The sequence below is a fragment of the Mycobacteroides abscessus ATCC 19977 genome, assembly GCF_000069185.1.
In the GTDB taxonomy this organism is placed as follows: domain Bacteria; phylum Actinomycetota; class Actinomycetes; order Mycobacteriales; family Mycobacteriaceae; genus Mycobacterium; species Mycobacterium abscessus.
In genome coordinates this window covers 4,255,940-4,279,430 of sequence record NC_010397.1, presented here as the reverse complement: position 1 = coordinate 4,279,430, position 23,491 = coordinate 4,255,940, and the positions used below count along the sequence as shown (strand labels likewise).

The window sequence follows — 23,491 nt, the reverse complement described above, 5'->3', positions numbered from 1 at the left end:
CCTCACCTCCAAGCGAAGACCGGTTGCTCCAGGTCATCGACACGGTCTCCGCTGCCTTCCAGGCACAGCCACCGCACTTGCAGCAGGACGGCTCCGGTGGGGGCATGAATCAAGTCGTTGCCCAGCGGGATCTGTACTACCGGGCGCGCACTCTCGGGAATCGTGATGTAGCGCGGTGAATCCTCGCGTTGCAGCTGGTGTAGTCCGACGCGGTAGGCGGCCACCACCTCATCGGGGGAGGGGCTGAGCTCCAGTCGGCCTCCGCCCCACACCACCACCGGCGTAATCACATACCCCGAACGTGTCGGGTAGTCGTCGAGCAGCCCGAGCACCGTGGAATCGGGTAGCGACACCCCCAGTTCCTCGTCCAGCTCACGCAGGGCGGCCTGTATCGCGTCCTCACCCGGATCCAATCGTCCGCCCGGGAGCGCCCACTGCGCCGCATGAGAGTTGAGCCGGGAGGCTCTGCGGCACAAGAGGAATGCCGCGCCACCGGAGACGTCTACCATTCTGCCGTCCAGTCCGTGTCCCGGGATCTCACGGCCGCCGATCCATTCCTCCAGTGGTGCCGGATCGATACGGTCCTCACCCAGGTCCGAGTCCACCAGTACGACGGCGACCGCGGCACGGCGTTTGGCCGGGTCGTCGACGGTCCTACGTTCATGGCGTGCCAGATGTGCGCGTATCCGGTTCCGCAGCTCTTCGTCGTAGGCGATCACCGTTCGACCATATCTGCCGTCGTCCACGGTAGATCTTTCGAATCGAGGTGGCTGTATCGCTGGGCATACCGCGCCGGGGTTGTTGTGATGCCAGGGTGACCGACGACCAAACACGACGTATCTATCGCGATGCCGGCATCACCGTGGAAAAACTCGGCGAACACATCGGCGCTCGAGTCAACGGCATCGAGCTGCGCGGCGACCTTTCGGCCGATCGTGTGGAAGCCATCCGGCTCGCGCTGGCCATCAACAAGGTGCTGGTGTTCACCGAACAGCATCACCTCGACGATGCCGGGCAGTACGCCTTCGCCCGCCTGCTGGGGGAGCCGACGCTGCCGCACCCGACGGTGCGATCGCACGGCACCGAGCTGCTGAATCTGGAAGGGGCCGCGAACGGCTGGCACACCGATGTCACCTTCGTGGACCGCATCCCGAAGGCATCGGTGCTGCGACCGGTGACGCTGCCCTCTTACGGGGGTGCTACCACGTGGGCGTCGACCGTCGCCGCGTACGAACAGCTGCCGAAACCGCTGCGCTCGCTCGTCGACGACCTGTGGGCCACGCACACCAACCTGTACGACTACGCGTCGTCCGGGGCGTCGGGCGGGGTGAGCGCCGAACGCCGCGCTGCCTACTACACCGAGTTCACCAGTTCTCGCTACGAAACAGTGCATCCGGTGGTGCGGGTGCACCCGGAAACCGGTGAGCGCAGCCTGTTGCTCGGACAATTCGTCAAGAGTTTCCAAGATTTGCCGAGCGCCGAGTTCGCATCGTTGTTCCAGCTCCTGCAAGCGCGTATCACCAAGCTGGAGAACACCTTCCGCTGGAATTGGCGGCTAGGTGACGTGGCTATATGGGACAACCGGGCCACCCAGCACTACGGCATTGCCGATTTCGGTGAGCAGCAGCGCGAGTTGCATCGTGTGACGCTGGCAGGAGATGTGCCGGTAGATGTTCACGGGCGGCGCAGCCAGATTCTCCTCGGAGACGCCAGCCACTATTCGGGTATCGAGACGCCGCAACGGCTGGAGTTGTTCGCCGCCTGAGGTCAGCGCACCTGCGGTGACGGAGGGCCCCTCCCGGAACTAGGGCAGCGCTATGTATTTCGTTTCGAGGTATTCCTCGATACCCTCGCTGCCGGCTTCCCGGCCGATACCCGATTCCTTGATTCCGCCGAACGGCGCGGCCACATCGGAGATGACGCCGCGATTCACGCCGACCATTCCGGATTCCACGGCCTGCGAAACCCGGAGGGCGCGATCCAGATTAGCCGTGTACACGTAGGCGGCGAGTCCAAACTCGGTGTCATTGGCGGCGGCTATCCCGGCTTCTTCACCATCGAACCCGGTGATCGCCGCGACGGGGCCAAACACCTCTTCACGCAGAATCCTTGCGTCGGCCGGCACGTCGGTGAGCACTGTCGGCGGGTAGAAGTAGCCCTCGCCGTCGGCGACGACGCCACCAGTGGTGACAACGGCGCCCTTGCTGACGGCATCCTGCACCAGCTCGTCGACCGAGGCGCGTTGCTTGGCGGTGATGAGCGGCCCGACCTGCACCCCGTTTTCATCGCCGGGCCCGATGGTCAGGGCGCCCATGCGGGCGGTGAGCTTTTCGGTGAACTCCGCACGTACCGCGTTGTCGACGTGGAAGCGGTTGGCCGCGGTACATGCCTCACCGATATTGCGCATCTTGGCTGCCATCGCGCCGTCGACGGCGGCGTCCACGTCAGCATCATCGAACACCACGAACGGTGCGTTGCCGCCGAGTTCCATCGAGGAGCGCAATACCCTTGTGGCGCACTGAGACAGCAGAATTTTTCCGACACCGGTAGAGCCGGTGAAGGTGAGCTTGCGCAGCCTGGGGTCGTCGATCAGCGGACCCGTCAGCGCCGAGGCGTTGGTGGTGGGCAGGATCGACAGCACACCCGCGGGCAGCCCGGCGTCGGCGAACACCTGGCCCAGCAGCAGCATGGTGAGCGGCGTTTCGGCAGCGGGTTTGACGATCATGGTGCACCCGGCGGCCAGCGCCGGACCGATCTTGCGGGTGCCCATGGCCAGCGGAAAGTTCCACGGGGTGATGGCCAGTGTCGGACCGATGGGCTGCTTGGCCACCAGGATCCGTCCGGCGCCGGTGGGCGACGAGGTGTACCGGCCGTTGATGCGCACCGCTTCCTCGGAGAACCAGCGCAGGAATTCGCCGCCGTAGGCCACCTCGCCCTGGCTTTCTGCCAGCGGCTTGCCCATCTCCAAGGTCATGGCCAGTGCGAAATCATCGCGCCGGGCTATCACCAGTTCCCAGGCTCGCCGCAGGATTTCGGCGCGCTCGCGGGGCGCGGTGGCCGCCCAGGACCGCTGCACGGCCGTGGCCTCGTCGAGGGCGATCGCGCCGTCGGACGCCGCGGCGTCTGCCACGGTGGTCAGGACGGCGCCGGTGGCGGGGTTGTGCACCGGAAACCGGGTACCCGTCGACGACGGGACCTGCTTGCCCCCGATCCACAGGTCGGTGGGAATTGCGTCGATCAATGTCGAGTGATCGGTCACTGGTGGCTCGCCTTCGCACGAATGATGTCGGAGAGGGCGGTGATGCCCTCGTCGAGTAGATCGTCCCCGATAACCAGCGGTGGCAGCAAGCGGATGACGTTGCCGAAGGTTCCGCAGGTGAGGATCAGCACGCCCTGGGAGAGCGCTTCGGCGGCAATGGATTTGGTGAGGGCGGCATCGGGTTCCAGCGTTCCTGGTTTGACGATCTCGATGGCCAGCATGGCGCCGCGCCCGCGTACCTCGCCGATGATGTCCACCTCTTCGGCGAGTGCACTCAGCCGGGACGTCACCGAGGCTTCGATGGCTCGCGCACGTGCGGGCAGATCGAGTTCACGCATGACCCCCAGCGCGGCGACGGCGGCCGCGCAGGTCACCGGATTGCCGCCATAGGTGCCGCCGAGGCCGCCGGCGTACACGGCGTCCATCAGCTCGGCGCGCCCGGTGACGGCCGACAGCGGCATACCGCCGGCGATGCCCTTGGCCATGGTGACGATGTCCGGGACGATGCCCTCGTGCTCGGAGGCAAACCACGCGCCGGTACGGGCGAATCCGGTCTGCACTTCGTCGGCAATGAAGACGACGCCGTTTTCGCTGGCCCATGCGGTAAGCGTGGCGAGGAATCCCGGTGCGGGCACGATGAATCCGCCCTCACCCTGGATGGGTTCGATGATGATGGCGGCCAGTGACTGCGCGCCGATCTGGGTCTCGATGCGGGAGATCGCCCGCCGTGCGGCTTCCTCGCCGGTCAGCCCCGGCTCGTCGCGCAACGGGTAGGAGGCGGGCATCCGGTAGACCTCGGGCGCGAAGGGCCCGAACTGCGACTTGTACGGCATCGACTTGGCGGTCAGTGCCATGGTCAGGTTGGTGCGTCCGTGATAGGCGTTGTCGAATGCGACCACGGCGGGTCGCCCGGTGGCCAGCCGTGCCACCTTGATGGCGTTCTCGACGGCCTCGGCACCCGAGTTGAACAGTGCGGTGCGCTTGTCATGATCGCCGGGGGTCAGGGCGTTGAGCAGCTCGGCGACCTGTACGTACCCCTCGTAGGGCGTCACCATGAAACAGGTATGAGTGAAATGGGTTGCCTGGTCGGCGATTGCGGCGGCAACGGCCGGGTGGGAGGCGCCGACGGTGGTCACCGCGATGCCTGCTCCGAGGTCGATGAAGGAGTTGCCGTCGGCGTCGACGATCACGCCGCCATCGGCGTCGACGGCATAGACCGGCGCGGTGGAGCCCACACCCGCCGACACCGCGGCGCGGCGGCGCTCGGCCAGTGCACCGGACCGGGGTCCCGGTAGCGGCGTCACGATGGTGCGCTTCTGGGCGAGGCGATAGGTGATGTCGGTCATGGCGCTCCCTGTCGTCGATCCGGCGATCTCAGTGTGCCGCTGAAGTGTCATGACGGGAATCGCCGTTTTGTCCATCAAACGGCATCGGTTATGCCGTTTTGTCGTCTCCGCCCTACCCGCCGACACGCCGTGTTTCGTGACTTCTCGTCGCGTTATGCGTCACCGAACGGCGTGTCGACAACTGGTGGGCTCATTCCCTCAGCGGCGGGGTGTCCATGGTCAGCAATTCCCCGCGGAAGAAGGCGGGCTGATACCACCGCATGATCCCCATCAGCAGCGCCCCGAACGCCAGGATCCCGAAGCCGAGATAGAACACCAAGCCGATACCGCCGATCGACGCCCCGCTGCCGGTCTTCTCGGGGTCCATGCTCTCTTGAACGGAGATCACGAACACCGCCGCCAGCATCAGACCGCCCAGCAGCGGAAACAGGAACTTGTACACCAGATTGTGGGCATTTTGGAACAGTTCCGCGCGGAAGTACCACACGCAGGCGAAGGCGGTGATGCCGTAATACCAGCAGATCATGATGCCAAGGGCGGCAATGGTATCCAGCAGGGTTCGGTCGGAGAGCAGGCTGACAATCGTGTAGAACGCCGCGGTGACGACGCCGGCCACCACGGTGCTGAACGTGGGGGTGAGGAAGCGGGGGCTGACACTGGCGAACCGTTTCGGAAAGGCGCCGTAGGTGCCCATGGCGAGCATCGTGCGTGCGGCGGGAAGAGAGGTGGTCTGCAGGCTGGCGATCGCCGAGGCGAATATCGCCAGCAGTAGCAGCGGGCCAAACCAGCTGCCCAGCACCGGGTTGGCCAGGGCGCCGAAGACGTTGTCCTTGTTGTTCTCGTTGGCCAAGCCGAGATCGGTGTCGCCGATCCCGGCGAACATCATGACCGCGACCGCGACCAGAAGATAGGTCAACAAGATCGAGAGCACGCAGAGCAGTCCGGCCCGGCCCGGCACCTTCGTCGGATCCTTCGATTCTTCGCCGAGGGTCAGGCAGGTATCCCAGCCCCAGAAGGCGAAGATCGATCCGACCAGCCCAATGACGAAGGCACTCAGGGTGAGTCCGGTCATGGGGTTGAACCAGTCCAGGTCGAAGTCGAGATGTCCGGCCGCGCCGGGCGCTTTGACGATCGCGACGACGGCAAAGAGCACCAGCACGATCATCTGGAAGCCGACGAGAACGTATTGAACCTTTTCGCTGGTGGTGATGCCGCGGCTGGAGATGTAGGTGGCGATGGCCAGCAGCGCCACGGTCGAGATGATGTTGACGGCCTTGTTGTTGGCCAGCTCGGCGACTGTTTGATTGTGCGTGACCGCGCCAAGGAATTGATACCCGTATTGCACACCGATGGAGGCCAGGTTGGACAGCACGATGATGGTGGCAATCACCATGCCCCATCCACACATCCAGCCGACGTAAGGACCGAATGCCTTGGTCGACCAGGTGAACGAGGCTCCGCAGTCCGGTGCTCGCGAATTCAGTTCTCGATAGGCATAGGCGGTGAGAAACATGGGGATGAAACCGGCGATGAGAATGGCCGGCATCTTCAGGCCGACCGCCGCCACGATCAGGCCGATGCTGGCCGTGAGCGTGTATCCGGGTGCGACCGTTGAGATTCCGAGGACAGCACCGGTGAAGGTGCCGATACGTCCGGCGGCCAGGCCCTTCGAGACAAGTCCTTCGGACCGCTCGGCATGATCCAGTTCGGCGCGAGCGAGGTCCTCAGTCACTATCGCCCCCTTCTTCCTTCGGAATGACGACCATGGGCACTTGCAGCACGCGGAGCATCTTGGCGGCCGTCGATCCGAGGAAGAGCCGTCGCGGCTGGGCCAGACGGCTCGAGCCCACCATGATGATGTCGCCTTCGTGCCAGTCGAGCTTGTTCACGGCGGCTTCCACCGTGGGTCCCTCGGCGACGGTCGAGGTGACCGGAAAATCCGGTGGCAGCACCAATTTGGCGGTTTCGAGGGACTGTTGTGCGTGAATGGTGGCGCGCTCACGCGCCGACTGGTCGTCGTCTCCGCCCGGTATCGGGTCGATGGACACCAACGACACCAGTCGCAGCGGTGTTTCGGCGCGCTTGCAGATCCGCAATGCGGTATCCAGCAGCACGCGCGCGCCGGGTCGGGTGCCCATCGCGCAGGTGACCTCTCGTATGCGCAGGTTCTTCTGATAGCGCGCGCCCCGTGGTGATATCACCAGCGGAATGGGGGAGGAGTGCACGAGCTCGTTCACCACCGATCCCAGTGACAGGCTGCCCACCAGGCCGCCGCCGGAGCCGCCCACCACGATGGCAGCAGCGCCCAGCGCCTCGGATTGCGCGATGAGCCCCTCGGCGATCGATTCATGGAAGCTGATATGCGTCGTGACGGACAGGTCGTCGGGCACGGTGGCCTCGGCGTGATTCAACCAGTGAGCGGCGTTCTGGGACAAGATGTCCTGGCGCTCTTGTTGAGGCAGGGGCGCCAGGATCGGGCGATCCAGAGGCAGTACCATGCACAGATCCAGATGCGCGCCCAGGGAACGTGCGATCTGAGCGCCCACGGCTAGCGCGTCATCGCCGCCCGGGGTGGCCAAGTATGCAACTGCAATCCTCGTGGCGGCGGTGTTCACGGCTAGTCCTCCTGATGTCCGGACATGTGACAGCTCTTCGGCGGGGTGGGTGCGACGTCGAGTGAGGGGTTACGGTCGAAGAATCCGACAGGTTTGAGCCAGAAGTTGACGGTGTCGACGGGCATGATCGGCCAATCCTCGGGCCGGGTGATGTGATGGATACCGAACACGTACCACAGCACCACGTCGGTGTTCTCGATTGACCGGTTGCCTTCGGTCCAGGCGGGCAGTCCGTGGTCTTCCTTGCTTTGTGTAACGAATTCACCTGCAGGCCAACGCTCGTCGGGTGAATTGGGGGTTACCCAAAGTGTGTGCTCGATGGCGCGGCAGCGAGCCAGGACCGGTGAGGAGGGGTCGAACATCGAGGGGATGGCTGCGCCCGGCACCAGCTTGTAGGCAGGTGCGGTACCGATGCCGTTGCGAGTGTTGTCGTTGACGACCTTCCAGGCGCGCTGGGTTTCCCAGCAGAAGTCCTGTTTTCCTTCCGATTCCGTACGCAGCGGGGTGTTGCGTTGCCGCAGCGAGAGTCCGTATGGATTCTCGGGGCCGACGGGCTCGATCTCGGTTTCCGTGGCGTACACGGTGTTCTCGGTTCCGTCGACGTCCAGATCCAGCCTCGCGACGAGGAAATGTTGGTGGTAGGGCGCGTAGGTGCGGTTGTCCACGAGAGTGCCGTGCGGGTGCGCGGCCCCCTCGGTGAAATTGCTGACAACCATGATTCCGGTCGCCCGGACCTCACATTCGATGTTTCCGTCCTGGTAAAACCGCCAGTAGGTGAGGTATTCGTAGTTGGCGACGGTTACATGGAACGACACGGTAAGCCGGCGCATCCGGCGTACCTGGGCGCCGTGATCATGGTCGACGTGTTTCCACAGGACAGCGTTGTCCTCTTCGTGGATGCAGATCGCGTTCTTGATGGTGTATGGCTCACCCTTGCTGTTGTGCAGCACGGCATCCAGATACCGGATCTCGCCCAGGCAGTCGCAGCCCAGCTCCAGTGAGGTGGTCATGAACCCGATGCCCCACTCGCCGATATCGAAAGCTGTTCTGCGATAGTGATCTTCGCAGTGATCCCGGTACGGGACCATCATCTCGGCGAATGACATGCGGTTGGCCACCGACCGCACCCGGCCATTGTCGTTGTAGGTGACCGCGTGCAGGGTCATGCCCTCGCGGTAGTTGAAGCCCACTCGTAGCGACCAGTTCTGCCACTGGAGTTTGTTGCCCTCGATGGTGAATGACGGCCCGTCGGGCTGAGTTATGTGCAGCGGTTGCAGGGATTCCCGGGTGCTCTGCTTGCGTAGGCGTTCGGGTACGTGCCGTGGCACGTACTCGCCCATCATCGTGGGCCGCTCGACAGTGAACGTGTCCTCGATATCCAGCAGCTCCATGCTGTTCATGTCGATGACGCAATGGAATCCATTGACGGGTCCAGCGTATGGGTTGGCGCCGTCGGCGGCACGGACCCAGGTGTCCGACCAGCCTAGACGCCTTCCCCTGTACTTCTCGGGCATGACCGCGTCGCCGTAGGTCCAGGTGTCCATGAATACCAGGTCCATATCGGTGATGCCCCGCCTGGCCAGCGCGGCGATCACGTCGGGATGCCCGCGCAGGACCGCGTCGGCCTCTTCCCACTCGTCAACGGTGAAGTTGGGCTGGACTCCGGGAATGTGGTTCCAGGACAGCACCTCACCGGAGGTCAGCGAGATAACGGCCTTGTACGTGGCGTTCTGGGTGGTGTCCAAACAGGTGGCCAGCGCACGTCGATCCGGCCGGGTGCCGTTGTTGTCGAATGCGGCGACCTCGGCCTTGGATGGCTCGGACAGCTCCACAGAGGTGTATCGCCAGCTTGCCCCGACATCGTGTGTCTGCGCCAGAATCTTTGCGACCGTGGTGAATTCCTCTGCCGAGAGAGGATCGAGGGGGTGAAAGGTATCGTTCATCACGCGTGCGCACTCATGATGTGCTTGATGCGGGTGTAGTCCTCCACGCTGTAGGCCGACAGGTCCTTGCCGTAGCCGGAGTACTTGAACCCGCCGTGTGGCATCTCGGCCACCAACGGGATATGGCAGTTAACCCATACGCATCCGAAATTGAGCTCACGGGTAAATGTTTCGGCTGTGGCATGGTCCTTGGTCCAGACGCTGGAGGCCAGGGCGTAACGCACCCCGTTGGCCAGACGAAGGGCTTCGCCGGCGTCCGCGAAAGATTGGACGGTCAGGATCGGCCCAAAGGTCTCTTCTTGGACTATGGCGTCGTCTTGCCGAACGCCGGTGACGATGGTGGGTTCGATGAAGTAGCCGGTTTCGCCCCAACGCTTTCCGCCGGTGACCACCGTGGCATGTGCGGGCAGGTTGTCGAGCTTCTCGGTAACAGTGGTGAAGTGATTGATGTTGTTCATCGGCCCGTAGAAGCTATCGGGATCGTCGGGTAGGCCCGGCCGGAGGGTCTGCGCAGCCGTGTCCAGGGCGTTGACGAAGTCGTCGTGAATAGATTCGTGCACGATCACCCGGGTGGCGGCCGTACAGTCCTGGCCGGCGTTGAAAAAGGCGGCCTGGGCGATCCCCAGGGCGGCCTTGTCGATATCGACGTCACCGAACACCACGGCGGGTGCCTTGCCGCCGAGCTCGAGGTGGCTGCGCTTGAGCTGCCCGGCAGCCGAAGTGGCTACCGCGATGCCGGCACGCACCGATCCGGTGATCGAAACCAGCCCGATAGCAGGATGACTGACCAAGTCCGAGCCGGTAGCCGCGGTACCCAGCACCACATTGAACACTCCGTCGGGCAGGATGCCCTTCGTCAGCCGCGCCAGTACCAGAGTGCTCTCCGGGGTGGTGTCGCTGGGTTTGAGGACGACGGTGTTCCCGGCGGCCAGCGCCGGGCCGATCTTCCAGATCGCCATCATGAAGGGGTAATTCCACGGGGTTACCTGTCCGACAACCCCGATGGGCTCGCGCCGAACGTACGAGGTGAACCCCTCCATGTACTCACCCGCAGATTTGCCTTCGACGAGTCGTGCGGCACCGGCGAAGAATCGGATCTGATCGGCGCTCACCGCCACCTCCTCGGCCGCGATCACGGCCTTGGGCTGTCCGGTGTTGCGGCACTGGGCATCGACGATCTCGTCCGTGTGGGCTTCGATGGCGTCGGCGAGTTTGAGCAGTGCCTGCTGGCGGAAGCTCGGCGTGGATCTGCCCCAGGACTCGAAGGCACGTTCGGCGGCGGCCACAGCGGCGTTCACGTCCTCGAGGTTGGAGACCGGAGCACGTCCCACCACCGATTCGTCGACCGGGTTGATCAGGTCGATAGGCTCGGACGATTTCAGAGATAGAGCGTCGACGAACTGGCCGTCGATGTAGTTCTGGAGTACCGAATCCGGCATATCGCACGTCCATCCGTCGAGGGAGTCCCGTTAAGTACGCAGAGGTTCAGTGTGCGCTAAGGCACTTCTTTGATCATCTGACAATTCTGGGAATCTTCGCGGTGTTTTTCACCATTCTGTACAGTCCTGTGAAATGACCGTTCCAGTGCGCTGGGTGCTGGATCAGCCCGAGCTGAAACTCACCCTCAAAAGTGGTGCCGCAGGTGTGGGCCGTGAGATCAACTTGGCGCTCACCACCGAACTCGCTGATCCCGCGCAGTGGCTCTCCGGCGGAGAGTTGGTGCTGACCACCGGTATCGGTCTGCCCAAGAGTTCTCGCGACCGGCGGCGCTACCTACGTTCGCTCGACGAAAATAATGTTGCGGCATTGGGATTCGGCACCGGTCTGACGTTCGACGAGGTGCCGCCGGAATTGGTGTCGACCGCCGACGAGCTGGGCATGCCCCTCTTGGAGATTCCGCTGCGGACCCCGTTCGCGGCGGTGGTCAAGGCGGTGAGCACCCGGATCGCCGAACTGGAATACGATGCGGTGCTGCGAGCATCGCGGGCACAGCCCAGGATCACTCGAGCGATTGTCAATGGTGGTGTGCAGGCGGTCACCGCCGAACTCGGACGATCGCTGCGAGCCAGTGTCGTGGTGCTGGATCCCGGGGGCACGGTGGTCGCCAGCCATCCGCGCAATCTCGATGTCGCGACCGTCAATTTGGTGCGGGGTGCATTGTCTCCGGGTGCCTCGGCGGGGGTGCAGCAACTGGACCCCGGAATTACCGTCTCACAACAGGCGATCGGCGTGGGCGGTACGTCGTACGGTGTGCTGGCGGTTGTGAGTAAGACACCGCTGACATTCGTGGACCAGGTGCTGCTCGGCCATACAAACTCATTGTTGGCCTTGGATTTTGACAAACCATCGCGTCTGCAAGAGGCGCAGCGGCGATTGAACGGGCAAGCCTTGGGTCTCTTGCTCGGCGATGAGCGGAATCTGGGCCCGGTCTGGGCACAGCTGGGCCAGGCCGCCGATGCCCGTGGGCGTATCCGGGTATTGGTGGTGGACGCCGAGTCTCAGACAGCGCTGGTCAGGGTGCTGCCGGCGGTGACCCGGGACATGGAGTCCGCGGGCTATCCGGTTTTCGCGCATACCGGCGAGCGTCAGCTCACCGTCGTGCTACCGGGGGCGGAGACCGCCGATTTCGCGCGACGGCTGTTCGGCGACGTGGACGCGCGCATCAAGAAGGGGCTGCGGGCGGGGCTAAGTGGAGCACATCCGGTAGGACGGCTCGCCGACGCGGTGCAGAACGCCCGGCTGGCCGCCTCGGTGGCCGAACGCGGGGGAACACCGCTTGAGTTCACGTCGCTCGCCGGGAGCGCACTGCTGTCATTCGGCGCCAGCCGCGAGGTATTGGTGGCCGTCGCCAACGCGACGCTGGAACCCATCGTCGAGCATGATGCCGTCCACGGCAGCGAGTTGATGACGTCTTTACGGGCCTATCTGGAAGCCAACGGACATTGGGAATCGGCGGCCACTGTGGTGGGCGTGCATCGGCATACGCTGCGGAAACGGATCGAAACCGTGCAATCGCTGCTGGCCTGCGATCTGGACATCGCGCGTGTGCGCGCCGAACTGCTGCTGGCGATGCTGACGGGAACACCGGGCACCGGAAACTGAACTGGTCTTCGAATTCGTATTGCGTTGGGACTTGGTAGTGCTACCTTATTAGAACAGGTTCCAGTTTCGGGGTTATTTATGCAGGTGAAAAGATCGTGAGCGCCATGGTTGAAGCGTCACCGGTGCGGCCAGCCGCCATGCCATCGACCCGGCGCCAACATGAGCAGTACAAGCGCATGCTCGACGCGGCCGAAGAGCTCGCGATGACGCGCGAGCTCGACCACGTTCAGATGCACGATGTCGCCAAGCACGCGAACGTGGCCATCGGCACGCTGTATCGGTACTTCCCGACCAAGCGTCATCTGTTTGTCTCGGCGCTGGTACGCGAGTCCGAACGGCTGGTCGGTCGACTGCCGTCGTTGCCCGATGGTGGGCAGGCGGCAGCCGACCGGGTGGCCGACGCCTTGGTGCGGGCGCTGCGCGGGCTGACGCGTCGGCGCATGCTGGCAATCGCGATGATTCGGTCCTCGAATTCGGCCTCGCTGGCAGAGGTGCCCGACCTGATGCAGATCGAGAAGCGCTTTCACGAGCTGATATCCGAGGTGGCCGGGCTGTCGGATCCCACCGATGACGACGAGGCGGTGATCAGACTGCTGGTGCATCAGTGGTTCGGCTGTATTCAGGTGTGCCTCAACGGTGGTCTCACCGTGGCGCAAGCCGAGGCCGATCTGCGTCGGGCCTCGCGGCTGTTGATGCGGGACTGGCCTTCGGTCAGCTCCTGACGCGACTGCTCAACGCACCTCAGCGGCTCACCATGCGGGTGGTCGCTGCCGCCACCAGCTTGTCCGGATTGGCCACTGCGTAGAGCCGGGTGATCTTGCCGTCGGCGATTTCCATGGTGATGACGACCTCGAGCGCATCGCCGGCGTATACCGCGACGGCGGGTGCCGCATTTGCGATAACAATTTCGGTTCTCCTGTCCGCCATACCTTTTCGGAATGGTCCCGCAAAAATGCGGGCGAGCTTTCCCGCGCCCGTCAGCGGCCGCCGCGCGGCGCCCGCCCGGCCGTTGCCGTCGGCAATCCAGGTGGCGTCCGGTGCGAGGAGCGCCATCAGGCCCTCGACGTCTCCGGTCTCGGTGGCCAGCAGGAACTGTTCGGCGATCCGGGTGCTCTCCTTGGCGTCAAGGGGATCGAATCGTTTGCGCCGTGCGTGCACGTGCTCGCGGGCTCGATGCGCGATCTGTCGCACCGCCGTGGCTGATTTGCTTACTGCCCCGGCAATTTCGTCGTAGCCGAATCCGAATACCTCGCGAAGCACGAACACCGCTCGCTCGTCGGGGGTAAGTGTCTCGAGCAATATCAGCATTGCCATTGAAACAGATTCGGCAAGTAAGACATCCGCGGATCCGTCATGCTCGTCGAGTAGCAACGGCTCGGGCAGCCACGGGCCGATGTAGTCCTCGCGCCGTCGGACGCTGGTGCGTAGGGCCTTGAGCGCTTGGCGCGTCACCAGCTGCGCCAGGTAGGACTTGGTGTCTCGTACCGTGGCAAGGTCTACCTGTGCCCATCGCAAGTAGCTGTCTTGCAGCACATCATCGGACTCTGTTGCCGAGCCCAGGATTTCGTACACGATGGTGAACAGCAGGGGTCGCAGCAGGGTGAACCGCTCGGCATGCTCGTCGCTGTTGATCAAGACTGGACTACCTCTGCCCGGTGCTGGGCGGCCTCTGCGGGCCGGGGCCGGCTCTTGAACCACACACTCGCTCCCGGTTTACGGCCCTCGCGGCGCAGGCCCCACGGTACGCCGGTGAGGACAAATTCCTTGAACCAAGCCGTCAGTCGGCCGCGGGCATGGGCGCCCACCGGACTGTCATCCTTACGGGTGAACTGCAGAACCGCGTTTCTCCGCCCCAGGCTCAGGCACTGTCCGACATAGGCGAGCCGGAATGGGGCGGGTTCGGTATCCGCCAGGCGGCTGAGCACCGTGTCCGCGGCGGCGGCGCCGGTTGTGTTCGCGGTATAGCAGCTCATCCGCGTCGGCAGGCTCGTGGTGGTCACGGCATCACCGGCGCCGATGATCCGGCCGTCGTCCATGCTGGTGAGGGTGTCGTCGGTGAGTAGTCGGCCATCGGCGTCGACACTCAGGCCGCTGTGAGCGGCCAGGGCTGGCACCCCGAAGCCGCCGGCCCAGACGGTGATTGCGCTGGACAGTGCCGTGCCGTCGGCGAGCACCACCGAGTCCGGCCGCACCTCGGTCACCGACGTGTTCTCCAGTACGTCCACCCGGCGTCGGGCGAACCACTGCGCGATGGTCCTGCGTGCGGGCGCCCCAAACGTGGGCGCCAGTTGTCCGCCGCACACCAGCCTGACGTGCCGGCCCAGATCGGCCAGCTCGGAGGCCATCTCGATTCCTGTCAGGCCCGCACCCACCACGGTGATCTGAACATCGGGGCCGGACGTTTCCAGTGCTACGCGCAGGCGTTGTGCCGATTCGAATTCCGAGAGAGGATAAGCGAATTCGGAGAGACCGGGTACGCCGGCGGCCGTCGAGTCAGTGCTGCCGATCGCGTAGATAAGGTAGTCGTAGTCGAGAACATCCCCCGATTCCAGCCTGATCATCCGGGCGGGTGCGTCGATCCGCACGGCGCTGTCGACAACCAGACGCACCCGCTTTCCCAGCATCGGGGCGTACTCGGCGGTGGCGATACCGGTGCCTGCCGCGAACTGGTGAAGCCGCAGCCGGTGGACAAATTCTTCCCGCGGGTTGACGAGGGTGATGTCGATATTCGTGTGCTGCTGGAGGCGGTTTGCTGCCATCGTTCCGGCGTAACCGCCGCCGAGGACGACAACGTGCGGGTGCTGGTCGGTCATGTCGGGCTCCCTTCATCCGGGGTTGATGCCCTTGAGATCCCGCTCGCACCCAGTCTGTGACAAGCCCCGGGCATTTGTGGCGCACATCACATTCGGGGTGCTGCTGCCGTCCTAGCTCTTCAGGGCCGTCAGTGCGGCGTCGATGGCCAGCGCAGGGACGTCGATCGTTTTAGATCCCAGGTCATGACGGGCGCCTGCGATCTCCACGATGGCCGCGCCGCCGGGAATCAGTACCGAAGCCTCCTTGAGCTCGGCGATGGTGCCGAAGGCGTCCGAGGTGCCGTGAGTGAAGACGGTAGGAACCTGGATATCCGGGAGATGTTCGATGCGCAGCCGGTCCGGCTTGCCGGGTGGATGTAGAGGATAGGAGAACAGGGTCAAGACATCGACGATCGGTCCCTTTTCCGCGACCAGCATCGAGGTTTGGCGTCCACCGTATGAATGGCCACCCGCCAGCAGCGGTCCGTCGACCATGGCGCGAGCCTTATTGATCACCTCCGCGATACCCGCGCGGTCCTTGTCGGCCGACGAGGCCGAGGGTGGACCGCTTGGCCGGTTCCGCCGGAAGGGCATATCAAAACGTATCGCCAGCCAGCCCCGCTCCGCCCAGGCCGTACACAGCAAGCGCAGCATGGGGGAGTGGCAGCTGCCGCCGGCGCCGTGGGTGAGTACCACAGCACCGCGAGGATGCCCGTCGGGATGGTGGGCAATTCCGGCGATGTCCGGAAGTTCCTCGGTGCTCACGCATCGAGCCTAAACAGGGCCGACACCGGGCCGTGGCCGTGGCCCAGCGGATACGCGGCCTTGAGGCACTCCGTGATCCACTGTTTGCCAAAGGCGACGGCTTCGGTGACGGGAAGCCCATGCGCCAACGCGCAACTGATGGATGCCGCGAGGGTGTCCCCGGCGCCGTGATCGTGTCCGGTGTCGACGCGTTCGACGGGAAAGTAATGGAACTCGGTGCCGTCGAAGAGTAGGTCGGTGCTGGTGTCGCTGGATCGCAGATGCCCACCCTTCACCAGCGCCCACTGTGGTCCGAGCGCGTGCAGTTTACGCGCGGCTTCCTTTTGCGAGTCCTCGTCGACGACGTCGATGTCCACCAGCAACCGGACCTCGTCCAGATTCGGGGTCACCAGTGTCGCCAACGGAAACAGTCGCGTACGTAACGCATCGAGCGCGCTCGGGTGCAACAGCGGATCGCCGTGCATGGAGGCGCACACGGGATCGACCACCAGGGGAACACTCGGGGCCAGGTTGCTCCATGATTCCGAGATGGCCTCGATGATCGGAGCCGAGGCCAACATCCCGGTCTTCGCTGCCTGGATGCCGATGTCGGTGATGACCACTTCCATCTGTGCCGCCACGATTGGCGGGGGTATTTCGTGAAAATCCTTGACACCCAGTGAGTTCTGTACCGTCACGGCGGTGACGGCCACGCACCCGTGTACCCCGAGCAGTGCCATGGTGCGCATGTCGGCTTGGATGCCCGCCCCGCCCCCGGAGTCGGACCCGGCGATGGTCATCGCCCGCACCGGGGTAGTGCCCGGCTCCGGGAGAGGCAGGAATGGGGACCTCATGTTCTGCCTATGCGATGGGCAGATAGACCCGGTTGCCGTGTTCGGCGAACTCCGCAGACTTCTCCTCCATGCCGCGTGCCAGCATCGCGTCGATGTCCTCCTGGGTCTCCAGGCCGTTCTCGGCGGCGAATTCCCGGATGTCGGCGGTGATGCGCATCGAGCAGAACTTGGGGCCGCACATCGAGCAGAAGTGCGCCGTCTTGGCCGGCTCGGCGGGCAGCGTCTCGTCGTGGAATTCGCGAGCGGTGTCCGGGTCCAGCGAGAGATTGAACTGATCCTCCCAGCGGAACTCGAAGCGCGCCTTGGACAAGGCATTGTCGCGGAGCTGTGCCCGCGGGTGCCCCTTGGCGAGATCGGCGGAGTGGGCGGCGATCTTGTAGGCGATCACACCGTCCTTGACGTCCTTGCGATCCGGCAGGCCCAGGTGCTCCTTGGGGGTCACGTAGCACAGCATCGCGGTCCCGGCCTGGGCGATGATCGCCGCGCCGATTGCCGAGGTGATGTGGTCATACGCAGGAGCGATATCGGTGGCCAGCGGGCCCAGGGTGTAGAACGGGGCCTCTTCGCAGAGTTCTTCCTCGAGCTTCACGTTCTCGACGATCTTGTGCATCGGTACGTGGCCGGGGCCTTCGATCATCACCTGCACACCATGGGATTTCGCGATCTTGGTGAGCTCACCGAGGGTGCGCAGCTCGGCGAACTGCGCCTCGTCGTTGGCGTCGGCGATGGATCCGGGGCGCAGGCCGTCGCCGAGCGAGAAGGTCACGTCGTATCGCGCCAGGATCTCGCACAGTTCCTCGAAGTGGGTGTACAGGAATGATTCCCGGTGGTGTGCCAGGCACCAGGCGGCCATGATCGAGCCGCCGCGCGAGACGATGCCGGTGACGCGCTTGGCAGTGAGCGGCACGTACCGCAGCAGCACACCGGCGTGCACCGTCATGTAGTCCACGCCTTGCTCGGCCTGCTCGATCACGGTGTCGCGGTACAACTCCCAGGTAAGGGCGGCGGGGTCGCCGTTGGTCTTCTCTAGCGCCTGGTAGATCGGCACGGTGCCGACGGGGACGGGAGAGTTGCGCAGGATCCACTCGCGAGTCTGATGGATGTCTTTCCCGGTGGAAAGGTCCATGATGTTGTCGGCACCCCAGCGGATAGCCCACACCATCTTCTCGACCTCCTCGGCGATAGAGGAGGTGACGGCTGAGTTGCCGATATTGGCATTGATCTTGACCCCGAAGGCCTTGCCGATGATCATCGGCTCGCTCTCCGGGTGCTTGTGGTTGGCGGGAATGACGGCTCTGCCCGCCGCGACCTCGGTGCGCACCAACTCGGCGGGCACCCCCTCGCGCACGGCGATGAACTCCATCTCGGCGGTGATCTCACCGGCGCGGGCACGCTGCAACTGGGTGCCGCGGTCGGTCACGATTCCGGCGCGGGGCGGCAGCCCTTTGTGCAGATCGATAACCGCGTTGGTGTCGGTGTACGGGCCGGAGGTGTCGTACAGGTCCAGATACTCGCCATTGGTGAGATTGACGCGGCGCTGCGGCACCCGCAAGCCGTTGGGCAATTCCTGGTAGATCTTTTCGCTGCCCTGAATCGGACCCGTGGTGACGGTTTCCGGGGCCTGGGAACGGGATGATGGGGTGGACATGCTTAATTCTCCTCCCTACGCCGGCATTACCCGGTCAGGTTCATACGGTCGACGGCCCTAGCCGTCCTCTCAGCACGCTGGTGCGTGCTCCCGTGTTTGTGGGGCTGTTCGTTGACGAACACTGGCCACGCTACCTCGACGTGCGGTCCCGGGGGTGAAGTGAGTGCCAGATTTCCGCGGTCGGCTGGATATGACAGATAGGGCGGGTGAGTTTCAGGAATATAGTTTCCCTTGCTAAAGTTAGTGTCGGTGGTAACCAGAGACGGCCGGTCGGTGCTGCCCGCGTCGGGGAGAAGCGCGCAACGAGGGTGACGATGACTGACTTGATTACACGGGTCGATGAGACAGCTGCCGATATCGAGACGGCGCGGCGTCGGGTCCGGGTCGATCGTGACCATCCGCACTACAAGTGGGTGGCACTGTCGAACACGACGCTGGGTGTGCTCCTCGCGACGATCAACTCATCCATCGTCCTGATCTCGTTGCCCGCGATTTTCCGTGGCATCGGCCTCAATCCGCTCGCGCCCGGGAACGTGAGTTACCTGCTGTGGATGCTCATGGGGTACTTGTTGGCCTCCGCGGTTCTTGTCGTGCTGTTCGGCCGGCTCGGCGATATGTACGGACGGGTTCGCATCTACAACATGGGATTCGTGGTCTTCACGGTCTCGGCGGTGGTGCTGTCCTTCGACCCATTCCACTACGGCGGTGGTGCGGTGTGGCTCATCGCCTGGCGCGTGGTGCAAGGAGTGGGCGGCGCCATGCTGATGGCCAACTCCTCGGCCATCCTCACCGATGCCTTCCCATCCACCCAGCGCGGCTTGGCGCTGGGCATCAATCAGGTGGCCGCAGTGGCCGGTTCGTTTCTCGGGCTGCTGATCGGCGGTGTGCTCTCCGAATGGGATTGGAGGGCCATCTTCTGGGTGGGGGTGCCGCTGGGGCTGCTGGGCACGGTGTGGTCGTACCGCTCACTGGTCGAGATCGACCAACCGACGCCGGGCAAGCTGGACTGGGCGGGCACCGTCACGGTGGCGCTCGGTTTGACGGTGCTGCTCACCGGAATCACCTATGGCATTCAGCCCTACGGAAATGCGAGTACCGGCTGGAGTAATCCACTGGTCTACGGATCGCTGATCGCCGGTGTCGCACTACTTGTGCTGTTCTGCGTGATCGAGGCACGGGTGGCCGACCCGATGCTCGATATCCGACTGTTCAAGAACCGTGCCTTCGGTCTGGGCAACCTGGCGAATCTGCTGGCGTCGGTGGGCCGCGGTGGTCTGCAGTTCATGCTCATCATCTGGCTGCAGGGCATCTGGTTGCCGCTGCGCGGCTACAGCTACGAGTCGACGCCGCTGTGGGCGGGAATCTTCTTGCTGCCCATGACACTTGGATTCCTGGTGGCGGGGCCGGTTGCCGGGCTGCTCTCGGATCGATACGGGGCCCGCCCCTTTGCCACCGGCGGCATGGTGCTCTCGGCGGTGACGTTCCTGGCCCTCATCGCAATTCCGGTGAATTTCAACTACTGGGTGTTCGCGCTGCTGATCTTCCTCAACGGCCTGGGCTCGGCAATCTTCACCGCTCCGAACACGGCGGCCATCATGTCCAGCGTGCCCGCTCATCAGCGCGGCGCGGCCTCGGGTGTGCGGGGCACCTTCTTCAACGCGGGTAGCTCACTGTCCATCGGAATCTTCTTCTCGCTCATGATCGTCGGACTATCGGCGACCATGCCGGCGGCGATGCAATCGGGCCTCACCGTGCAGGGCGTGCCCGCCTCGACCGCGGCGCAAGTGTCCAGCCTGCCCCCGGTGGGCAGCCTGTTCGCGGCCTTCTTGGGCTACAACCCAGTCGGTGAATTGCTCGCTCCGTCAGGTGTTCTCGAGCAGCCCGGGGTCAACACGGCGGAGCTGACCGGGCAGTCGTTCTTCCCCAATCTCATCACCGAGCCATTCCACGCCGGACTTGTCGTCGTGTTCGGGGCCGCAGCCTTAATGATGGCGGTCGCGGCGCTCGCGTCACTGGGCGCCGGCGGTAAGTACGCACACGCGGATGACTGAGCTGGCTACTATCTGCCCATGGCAACGTGGGGGATTTCCGGCCCGGTAGATCTGCTGCGCCGCACGGGGTTCTTGTGGTGGCGGTGCTGGCCGCGGCTCATCGGCATCTGGCTGGCGGGCTGGCTTGTCCGGCACTGGCTGATCAAGCTGGCGGTATACGTAGGCGTGCATTTCGGCGGGTTCTGGGGCGACTTGGTGATGCCGTTGGCTGTTGTGGCCAGGCTGGCGACGTACATCCTGATGTATCTGGTGCTTCGTAGTGAATCGGATCTGACGGGCGAGGCCTCCGGCCCCTGGTATCGGGGATTCGTCGGGATACTTCTGAAGGCAATTCTGCCGGTATTCGTGTTGTTTGCGGCGTGGCGCCTCATCTTGGCCGACTACTCGTCCTACGTAGGTCTGTTGAACATCGACCTGTACTACGCGATGGATGCTGGCCTGTCTCCCGACAAGACGCTGGAGCAGACCAAGGAGTACATGACTCCCTCGGACTGGCGGGCCTATCTGGCGATCCTGCTTGCGTTCCTGGCGCGCGGTGCACTGACCAAGTACTCGGAGAAACTTCCGTCCTGGACACAATTGGTGGCTGTGTATCTGCAGGCCCTGTGGGTCGTGCTGCTGCTCAATGCAGCATCGAATCGGCTTGTGGGAAGCCCTAGATGGATATCCGAGCGCAAGATTATTGTCTGGTATACCGAACGGAAGCAGCACGTGCTCACGTACCTCAGCAGTTTTGGCGAGGTATGGAAATGGATCAGTGACGCGGTGGGGCCGATGGTGCTGGCGGTATTACTCGCGGTGACGTGGATTGCCATCGTGGGAGCGGTCTACTCGGTTCGTCCGGATACCACCTGGGCCGGGGTCAGCCGGGCGGCCTTCGGAGAACAGCAGGGAGCCCGCGTCACCGACGTGGCGAGCCGCACCGGAATCGCGGCGAGAGCTCGCTGGCAGCGGCTGCCGCGCCTCGTCCAGACGCGCGGAAACGAGATCTTCCGGAATTTGTTGGGTGTCGCCGATCAACTGGGCGACACACTCCGGCTCACGCTGCACTCCGGTCCGATAACGTTCTGCTTCTTTGTTTTTGCCTTTATGGGGACGGTGGTGCTGGATCCCAATGGCGCCTATTTCAACGTGTACGTGACAGACGGGTACATGTGGCGCGCGATAGCGACATTGCTCGGACCGCACGAATGGATGTGGTGGGCGTCCTATCGGGAATCCATCAGGACAGCCATTGCCGCGCTGGTCGACCCGCTTCGCACGTGTCTTGTGGTGGCGATGTACTGGCATTGTGTGGAACGGGCTTCGGCACCTCCCGTTACGCAGGAGGTGTGAACCGCACGTAGCGGTATTTTTTACCGCTGCCCTTGGCGGGCGAGAATTCGACGTCTACCGCAGTGATGTCGGCGTCCTTGGGCACCACCATGACGGCGGCGAATGAGCCGGGGGTGTTGCAGGTGTCGTAGCCCTGCTTACGCAGCCATTGGGATACCGACATCGGCAGTAAGCCCGACTGGCCGTACCAGTGCCGGTAGTTCTGGTCGACGAAGGTGGCGCGGCACGCCCCCCATTCCTCGCCGAGGGGCGCAGGCCTTCCGTCCCTGGAACGGTCGAAAGCGTAAGAGACAAAACGGGTACCGGGTGGTTGCGGATCGTCGTACCTGGTGTATTCCGGGGGCGGCATCTCAAGCACCCGCATACGCCACAGCACGCCGTCGATCCTGACCGTGGCGCCGGCGGGTACCGTGGCCGCGGGAACATCGGACCCGAGCCCTTCTTTCCACGCGGGGTACCCCACTGTTGCCCCGTAGGTGAGTGTTCCGACGGCCACCAGGGCCACGCCAAGAATGTTGTGCCGCAGCCAGTTTCTCACGGAACTACCTTGTGCTGCACCACGGACAGGGATTGTCGCTGCTCGACCATTTCCGGCGGGATCGCGATAGAGAGTTCCGAGTCGTACCAGCCCTGCATGATGCGGAAATCGTTGTCCGGAAATATGATTGCGAGCAATTTCAGCGACGTGGTGGACGCCGGGACATCGAAGACCCACGTGCCGCGAATGCCGACTTCAGGCTGTCCGAAGGCCTTGTCCGTGCCGAAGTTCTCCCGGCTGATGTTGCGGTGATCGGCCATCAGCTGCAGCTCGATGACGTCAGGCATCCGCACAGTTTCATACGAGAGATCGATCGCGATGTAGCGGCCCTTTGTTCGGTAGAGGTCGATGCTGGTGTCGCTGACGGAGCGTTTCACCTGAACTTCGGGCGCCGAGAACACCCGGTGCACGGTAATCGCCAGATTCCGTCCGGCGACGCGTGTCGGTGCGCTGCCGTGCACCACCGCCGGCGCATACGAATCCGTGCGCTGCGGCACGATTGTGTACAGATACGCCGAGCCGGCAAGCAGGAGAAGGCAAGCAATTGTCTGCATGGCGATGATGACGTGACCGCGGCGCATCACGCGCACCTTTCCATCGTGGTACGCAACTCTCCGTACTCCTCGGTGGTTCCCCAGGTCGTGACGGTACTGGCCAGTCCATGTTGTTCGGCGAAATCAGAAATTCGGATCGTGACCTCATCACCGGGCTTCGCCTTACCGAAGGGGAACCCCCACACGACAATCACGTCCTGCTCCTTGCCGGGCTGCGGTCCCGAGACCAAGCCGTAGGGTCCGTACGCCCCCTCGTCTCGGATGCCGTCGACCCCGAGAAGATCGAATACGTCTTCGTCGCTGGGCCGCACGTCGTGCAACACCACCCGGCCCGAATCGGAGACATTTTCCACGGTGGTGAACAGCCCGACGAGTGTCGAGTCTTTGGCAGCCTTCTCTAATAAGAGCGCATTGCGTGTCGGTAGACGCGACACATCGCATATCAGGGCCACTTTGTGCGGAGTGATCTTGTAGATGCCGTTGGTATAGCTCGCCCCCAACGTCACCGGCTTCATCGGCTCGGCCTTGTCCAATCCGCCGAAAGCAGCCGTTGTCGCCAGCACCGCGACAATCGCCACCTGATGTAGCCGTTTGAGCGAAAAACGATCTAAGAACTGATTCTTTTCCGGCTCTTCGGATTCGCCCGTCGGCTCCGCCCCACCCATGTGCAGAAGCATACGATGGCGGACATCGCTCTCCGTGGCTTTCGA

Annotated in this window: 20 protein-coding genes and 1 riboswitch; of the genes, 5 read left to right on the top strand and 15 right to left on the bottom strand. The window is 63.8% G+C overall.

Going from position 1 to position 23,491, the window contains the following annotated elements; genetic code table 11:
• Positions 1-2 precede the first annotated feature (2 nt).
• A complete protein-coding gene (locus tag MAB_RS21340) occupies positions 3-719 on the bottom strand; it encodes an NUDIX hydrolase (protein ID WP_005062378.1) in 717 nt (238 codons plus the stop codon).
• A gap of 95 nt (positions 720-814) precedes the next feature.
• Between MAB_RS21340 and MAB_RS21335 the strand changes: the two genes are divergently transcribed.
• Positions 815-1,765: a TauD/TfdA dioxygenase family protein gene (locus MAB_RS21335; protein ID WP_005095055.1), complete on the top strand. Its 951-nt coding sequence runs from the start codon at positions 815-817 to the stop codon at positions 1,763-1,765.
• 39 nt (positions 1,766-1,804) lie between these two features.
• Here the strand turns inward: MAB_RS21335 and MAB_RS21330 are convergent, their stop codons facing one another.
• From MAB_RS21330 to MAB_RS21305, 6 genes are all read right to left on the bottom strand, one after another.
• Positions 1,805-3,259, bottom strand: a complete 1,455-nt coding sequence (locus tag MAB_RS21330) for an NAD-dependent succinate-semialdehyde dehydrogenase (protein ID WP_005086406.1) — start codon at positions 3,257-3,259, stop codon at positions 1,805-1,807.
• The gene (gabT, locus tag MAB_RS21325; RefSeq protein ID WP_005112244.1) at positions 3,256-4,605 is read right to left on the bottom strand and encodes a 4-aminobutyrate--2-oxoglutarate transaminase; all 1,350 of its coding nucleotides are present in this window, start codon (positions 4,603-4,605) and stop codon (positions 3,256-3,258) included. Before gabT ends, MAB_RS21330 begins: the two co-directional genes overlap by 4 nt.
• Before the next feature lie 190 nt (positions 4,606-4,795).
• Positions 4,796-6,337, bottom strand: coding sequence for an APC family permease (locus MAB_RS21320; RefSeq protein ID WP_005086404.1), 1,542 nt, complete (start codon positions 6,335-6,337; stop codon positions 4,796-4,798).
• Complete coding sequence (locus MAB_RS21315) at positions 6,330-7,220, bottom strand: universal stress protein (protein ID WP_005078060.1); 891 nt, start codon at positions 7,218-7,220, stop codon at positions 6,330-6,332. The genes MAB_RS21320 and MAB_RS21315 overlap by 8 nt, the downstream gene beginning before the upstream one ends.
• A gap of 2 nt (positions 7,221-7,222) precedes the next feature.
• Positions 7,223-9,163: a primary-amine oxidase gene (locus MAB_RS21310; RefSeq protein WP_005085810.1), complete on the bottom strand. Its 1,941-nt coding sequence runs from the start codon at positions 9,161-9,163 to the stop codon at positions 7,223-7,225.
• Positions 9,163-10,602: a gamma-aminobutyraldehyde dehydrogenase gene (locus MAB_RS21305; RefSeq protein ID WP_005085813.1), complete on the bottom strand. Its 1,440-nt coding sequence runs from the start codon at positions 10,600-10,602 to the stop codon at positions 9,163-9,165. The genes MAB_RS21310 and MAB_RS21305 overlap by 1 nt, the downstream gene beginning before the upstream one ends.
• A 145-nt stretch (positions 10,603-10,747) precedes the next feature.
• Between MAB_RS21305 and MAB_RS21300 the strand changes: the two genes are divergently transcribed.
• Together MAB_RS21300 and MAB_RS21295 are read left to right on the top strand one after the other, a co-directional pair.
• On the top strand, positions 10,748-12,265 hold the full coding sequence (locus MAB_RS21300) for a PucR family transcriptional regulator (protein WP_005085815.1): 1,518 nt from the start codon (positions 10,748-10,750) through the stop codon (positions 12,263-12,265).
• Between the two features lie 104 nt (positions 12,266-12,369).
• Entirely contained in the window at positions 12,370-12,987 is a 618-nt protein-coding gene (locus MAB_RS21295; RefSeq protein WP_005085817.1) for a TetR/AcrR family transcriptional regulator, read from the top strand.
• A gap of 19 nt (positions 12,988-13,006) precedes the next feature.
• Here the strand turns inward: MAB_RS21295 and sigJ are convergent, their stop codons facing one another.
• The 5 genes from sigJ to thiC form a co-directional block, all read right to left on the bottom strand.
• Positions 13,007-13,900: an RNA polymerase sigma factor SigJ gene (sigJ, locus tag MAB_RS21290; protein WP_005112241.1), complete on the bottom strand. Its 894-nt coding sequence runs from the start codon at positions 13,898-13,900 to the stop codon at positions 13,007-13,009.
• Positions 13,897-15,078 (bottom strand): NAD(P)/FAD-dependent oxidoreductase, encoded by a 1,182-nt coding sequence (locus tag MAB_RS21285; RefSeq protein WP_005112240.1) that lies wholly within the window; start codon positions 15,076-15,078, stop codon positions 13,897-13,899. The genes sigJ and MAB_RS21285 overlap by 4 nt, the downstream gene beginning before the upstream one ends.
• A 111-nt stretch (positions 15,079-15,189) precedes the next feature.
• A complete protein-coding gene (locus MAB_RS21280; RefSeq protein ID WP_005095041.1) occupies positions 15,190-15,822 on the bottom strand; it encodes an alpha/beta hydrolase family protein in 633 nt (210 codons plus the stop codon).
• On the bottom strand, positions 15,819-16,655 hold the full coding sequence (gene thiD / locus MAB_RS21275; RefSeq protein WP_005114706.1) for a bifunctional hydroxymethylpyrimidine kinase/phosphomethylpyrimidine kinase: 837 nt from the start codon (positions 16,653-16,655) through the stop codon (positions 15,819-15,821). Before thiD ends, MAB_RS21280 begins: the two co-directional genes overlap by 4 nt.
• 7 nt (positions 16,656-16,662) lie before the next feature.
• On the bottom strand, positions 16,663-18,303 hold the full coding sequence (thiC, locus tag MAB_RS21270; RefSeq protein ID WP_005078051.1) for a phosphomethylpyrimidine synthase ThiC: 1,641 nt from the start codon (positions 18,301-18,303) through the stop codon (positions 16,663-16,665).
• Positions 18,302-18,407, bottom strand: a riboswitch (TPP riboswitch). It overlaps the preceding gene by 2 nt.
• Before the next feature lie 210 nt (positions 18,408-18,617).
• On the opposite strand from thiC, the gene MAB_RS21265 reads away from it, so the two are divergent.
• Both MAB_RS21265 and MAB_RS21260 read left to right on the top strand, forming a co-directional pair.
• On the top strand, positions 18,618-20,354 hold the full coding sequence (locus MAB_RS21265; RefSeq protein ID WP_005085823.1) for an MFS transporter: 1,737 nt from the start codon (positions 18,618-18,620) through the stop codon (positions 20,352-20,354).
• An 18-nt stretch (positions 20,355-20,372) separates the two neighbouring features.
• Complete coding sequence (locus MAB_RS21260; protein ID WP_005112239.1) at positions 20,373-21,689, top strand: hypothetical protein; 1,317 nt, start codon at positions 20,373-20,375, stop codon at positions 21,687-21,689.
• On the opposite strand, the gene MAB_RS21255 is transcribed toward MAB_RS21260, so the two are convergent.
• Genes MAB_RS21255 through MAB_RS21245 form a run of 3 tightly spaced genes read right to left on the bottom strand, consistent with a single transcriptional unit; the run spans position 21,673 to position 23,458 of the window.
• Entirely contained in the window at positions 21,673-22,227 is a 555-nt protein-coding gene (locus tag MAB_RS21255; protein WP_005085828.1) for a hypothetical protein, read from the bottom strand. The genes MAB_RS21260 and MAB_RS21255 overlap by 17 nt on opposite strands.
• Positions 22,224-22,808 (bottom strand): hypothetical protein, encoded by a 585-nt coding sequence (locus MAB_RS21250; protein ID WP_005112238.1) that lies wholly within the window; start codon positions 22,806-22,808, stop codon positions 22,224-22,226. The genes MAB_RS21255 and MAB_RS21250 overlap by 4 nt, the downstream gene beginning before the upstream one ends.
• Complete coding sequence (locus MAB_RS21245; RefSeq protein WP_005112237.1) at positions 22,808-23,458, bottom strand: hypothetical protein; 651 nt, start codon at positions 23,456-23,458, stop codon at positions 22,808-22,810. Before MAB_RS21245 ends, MAB_RS21250 begins: the two co-directional genes overlap by 1 nt.
• Positions 23,459-23,491 lie beyond the last annotated feature (33 nt).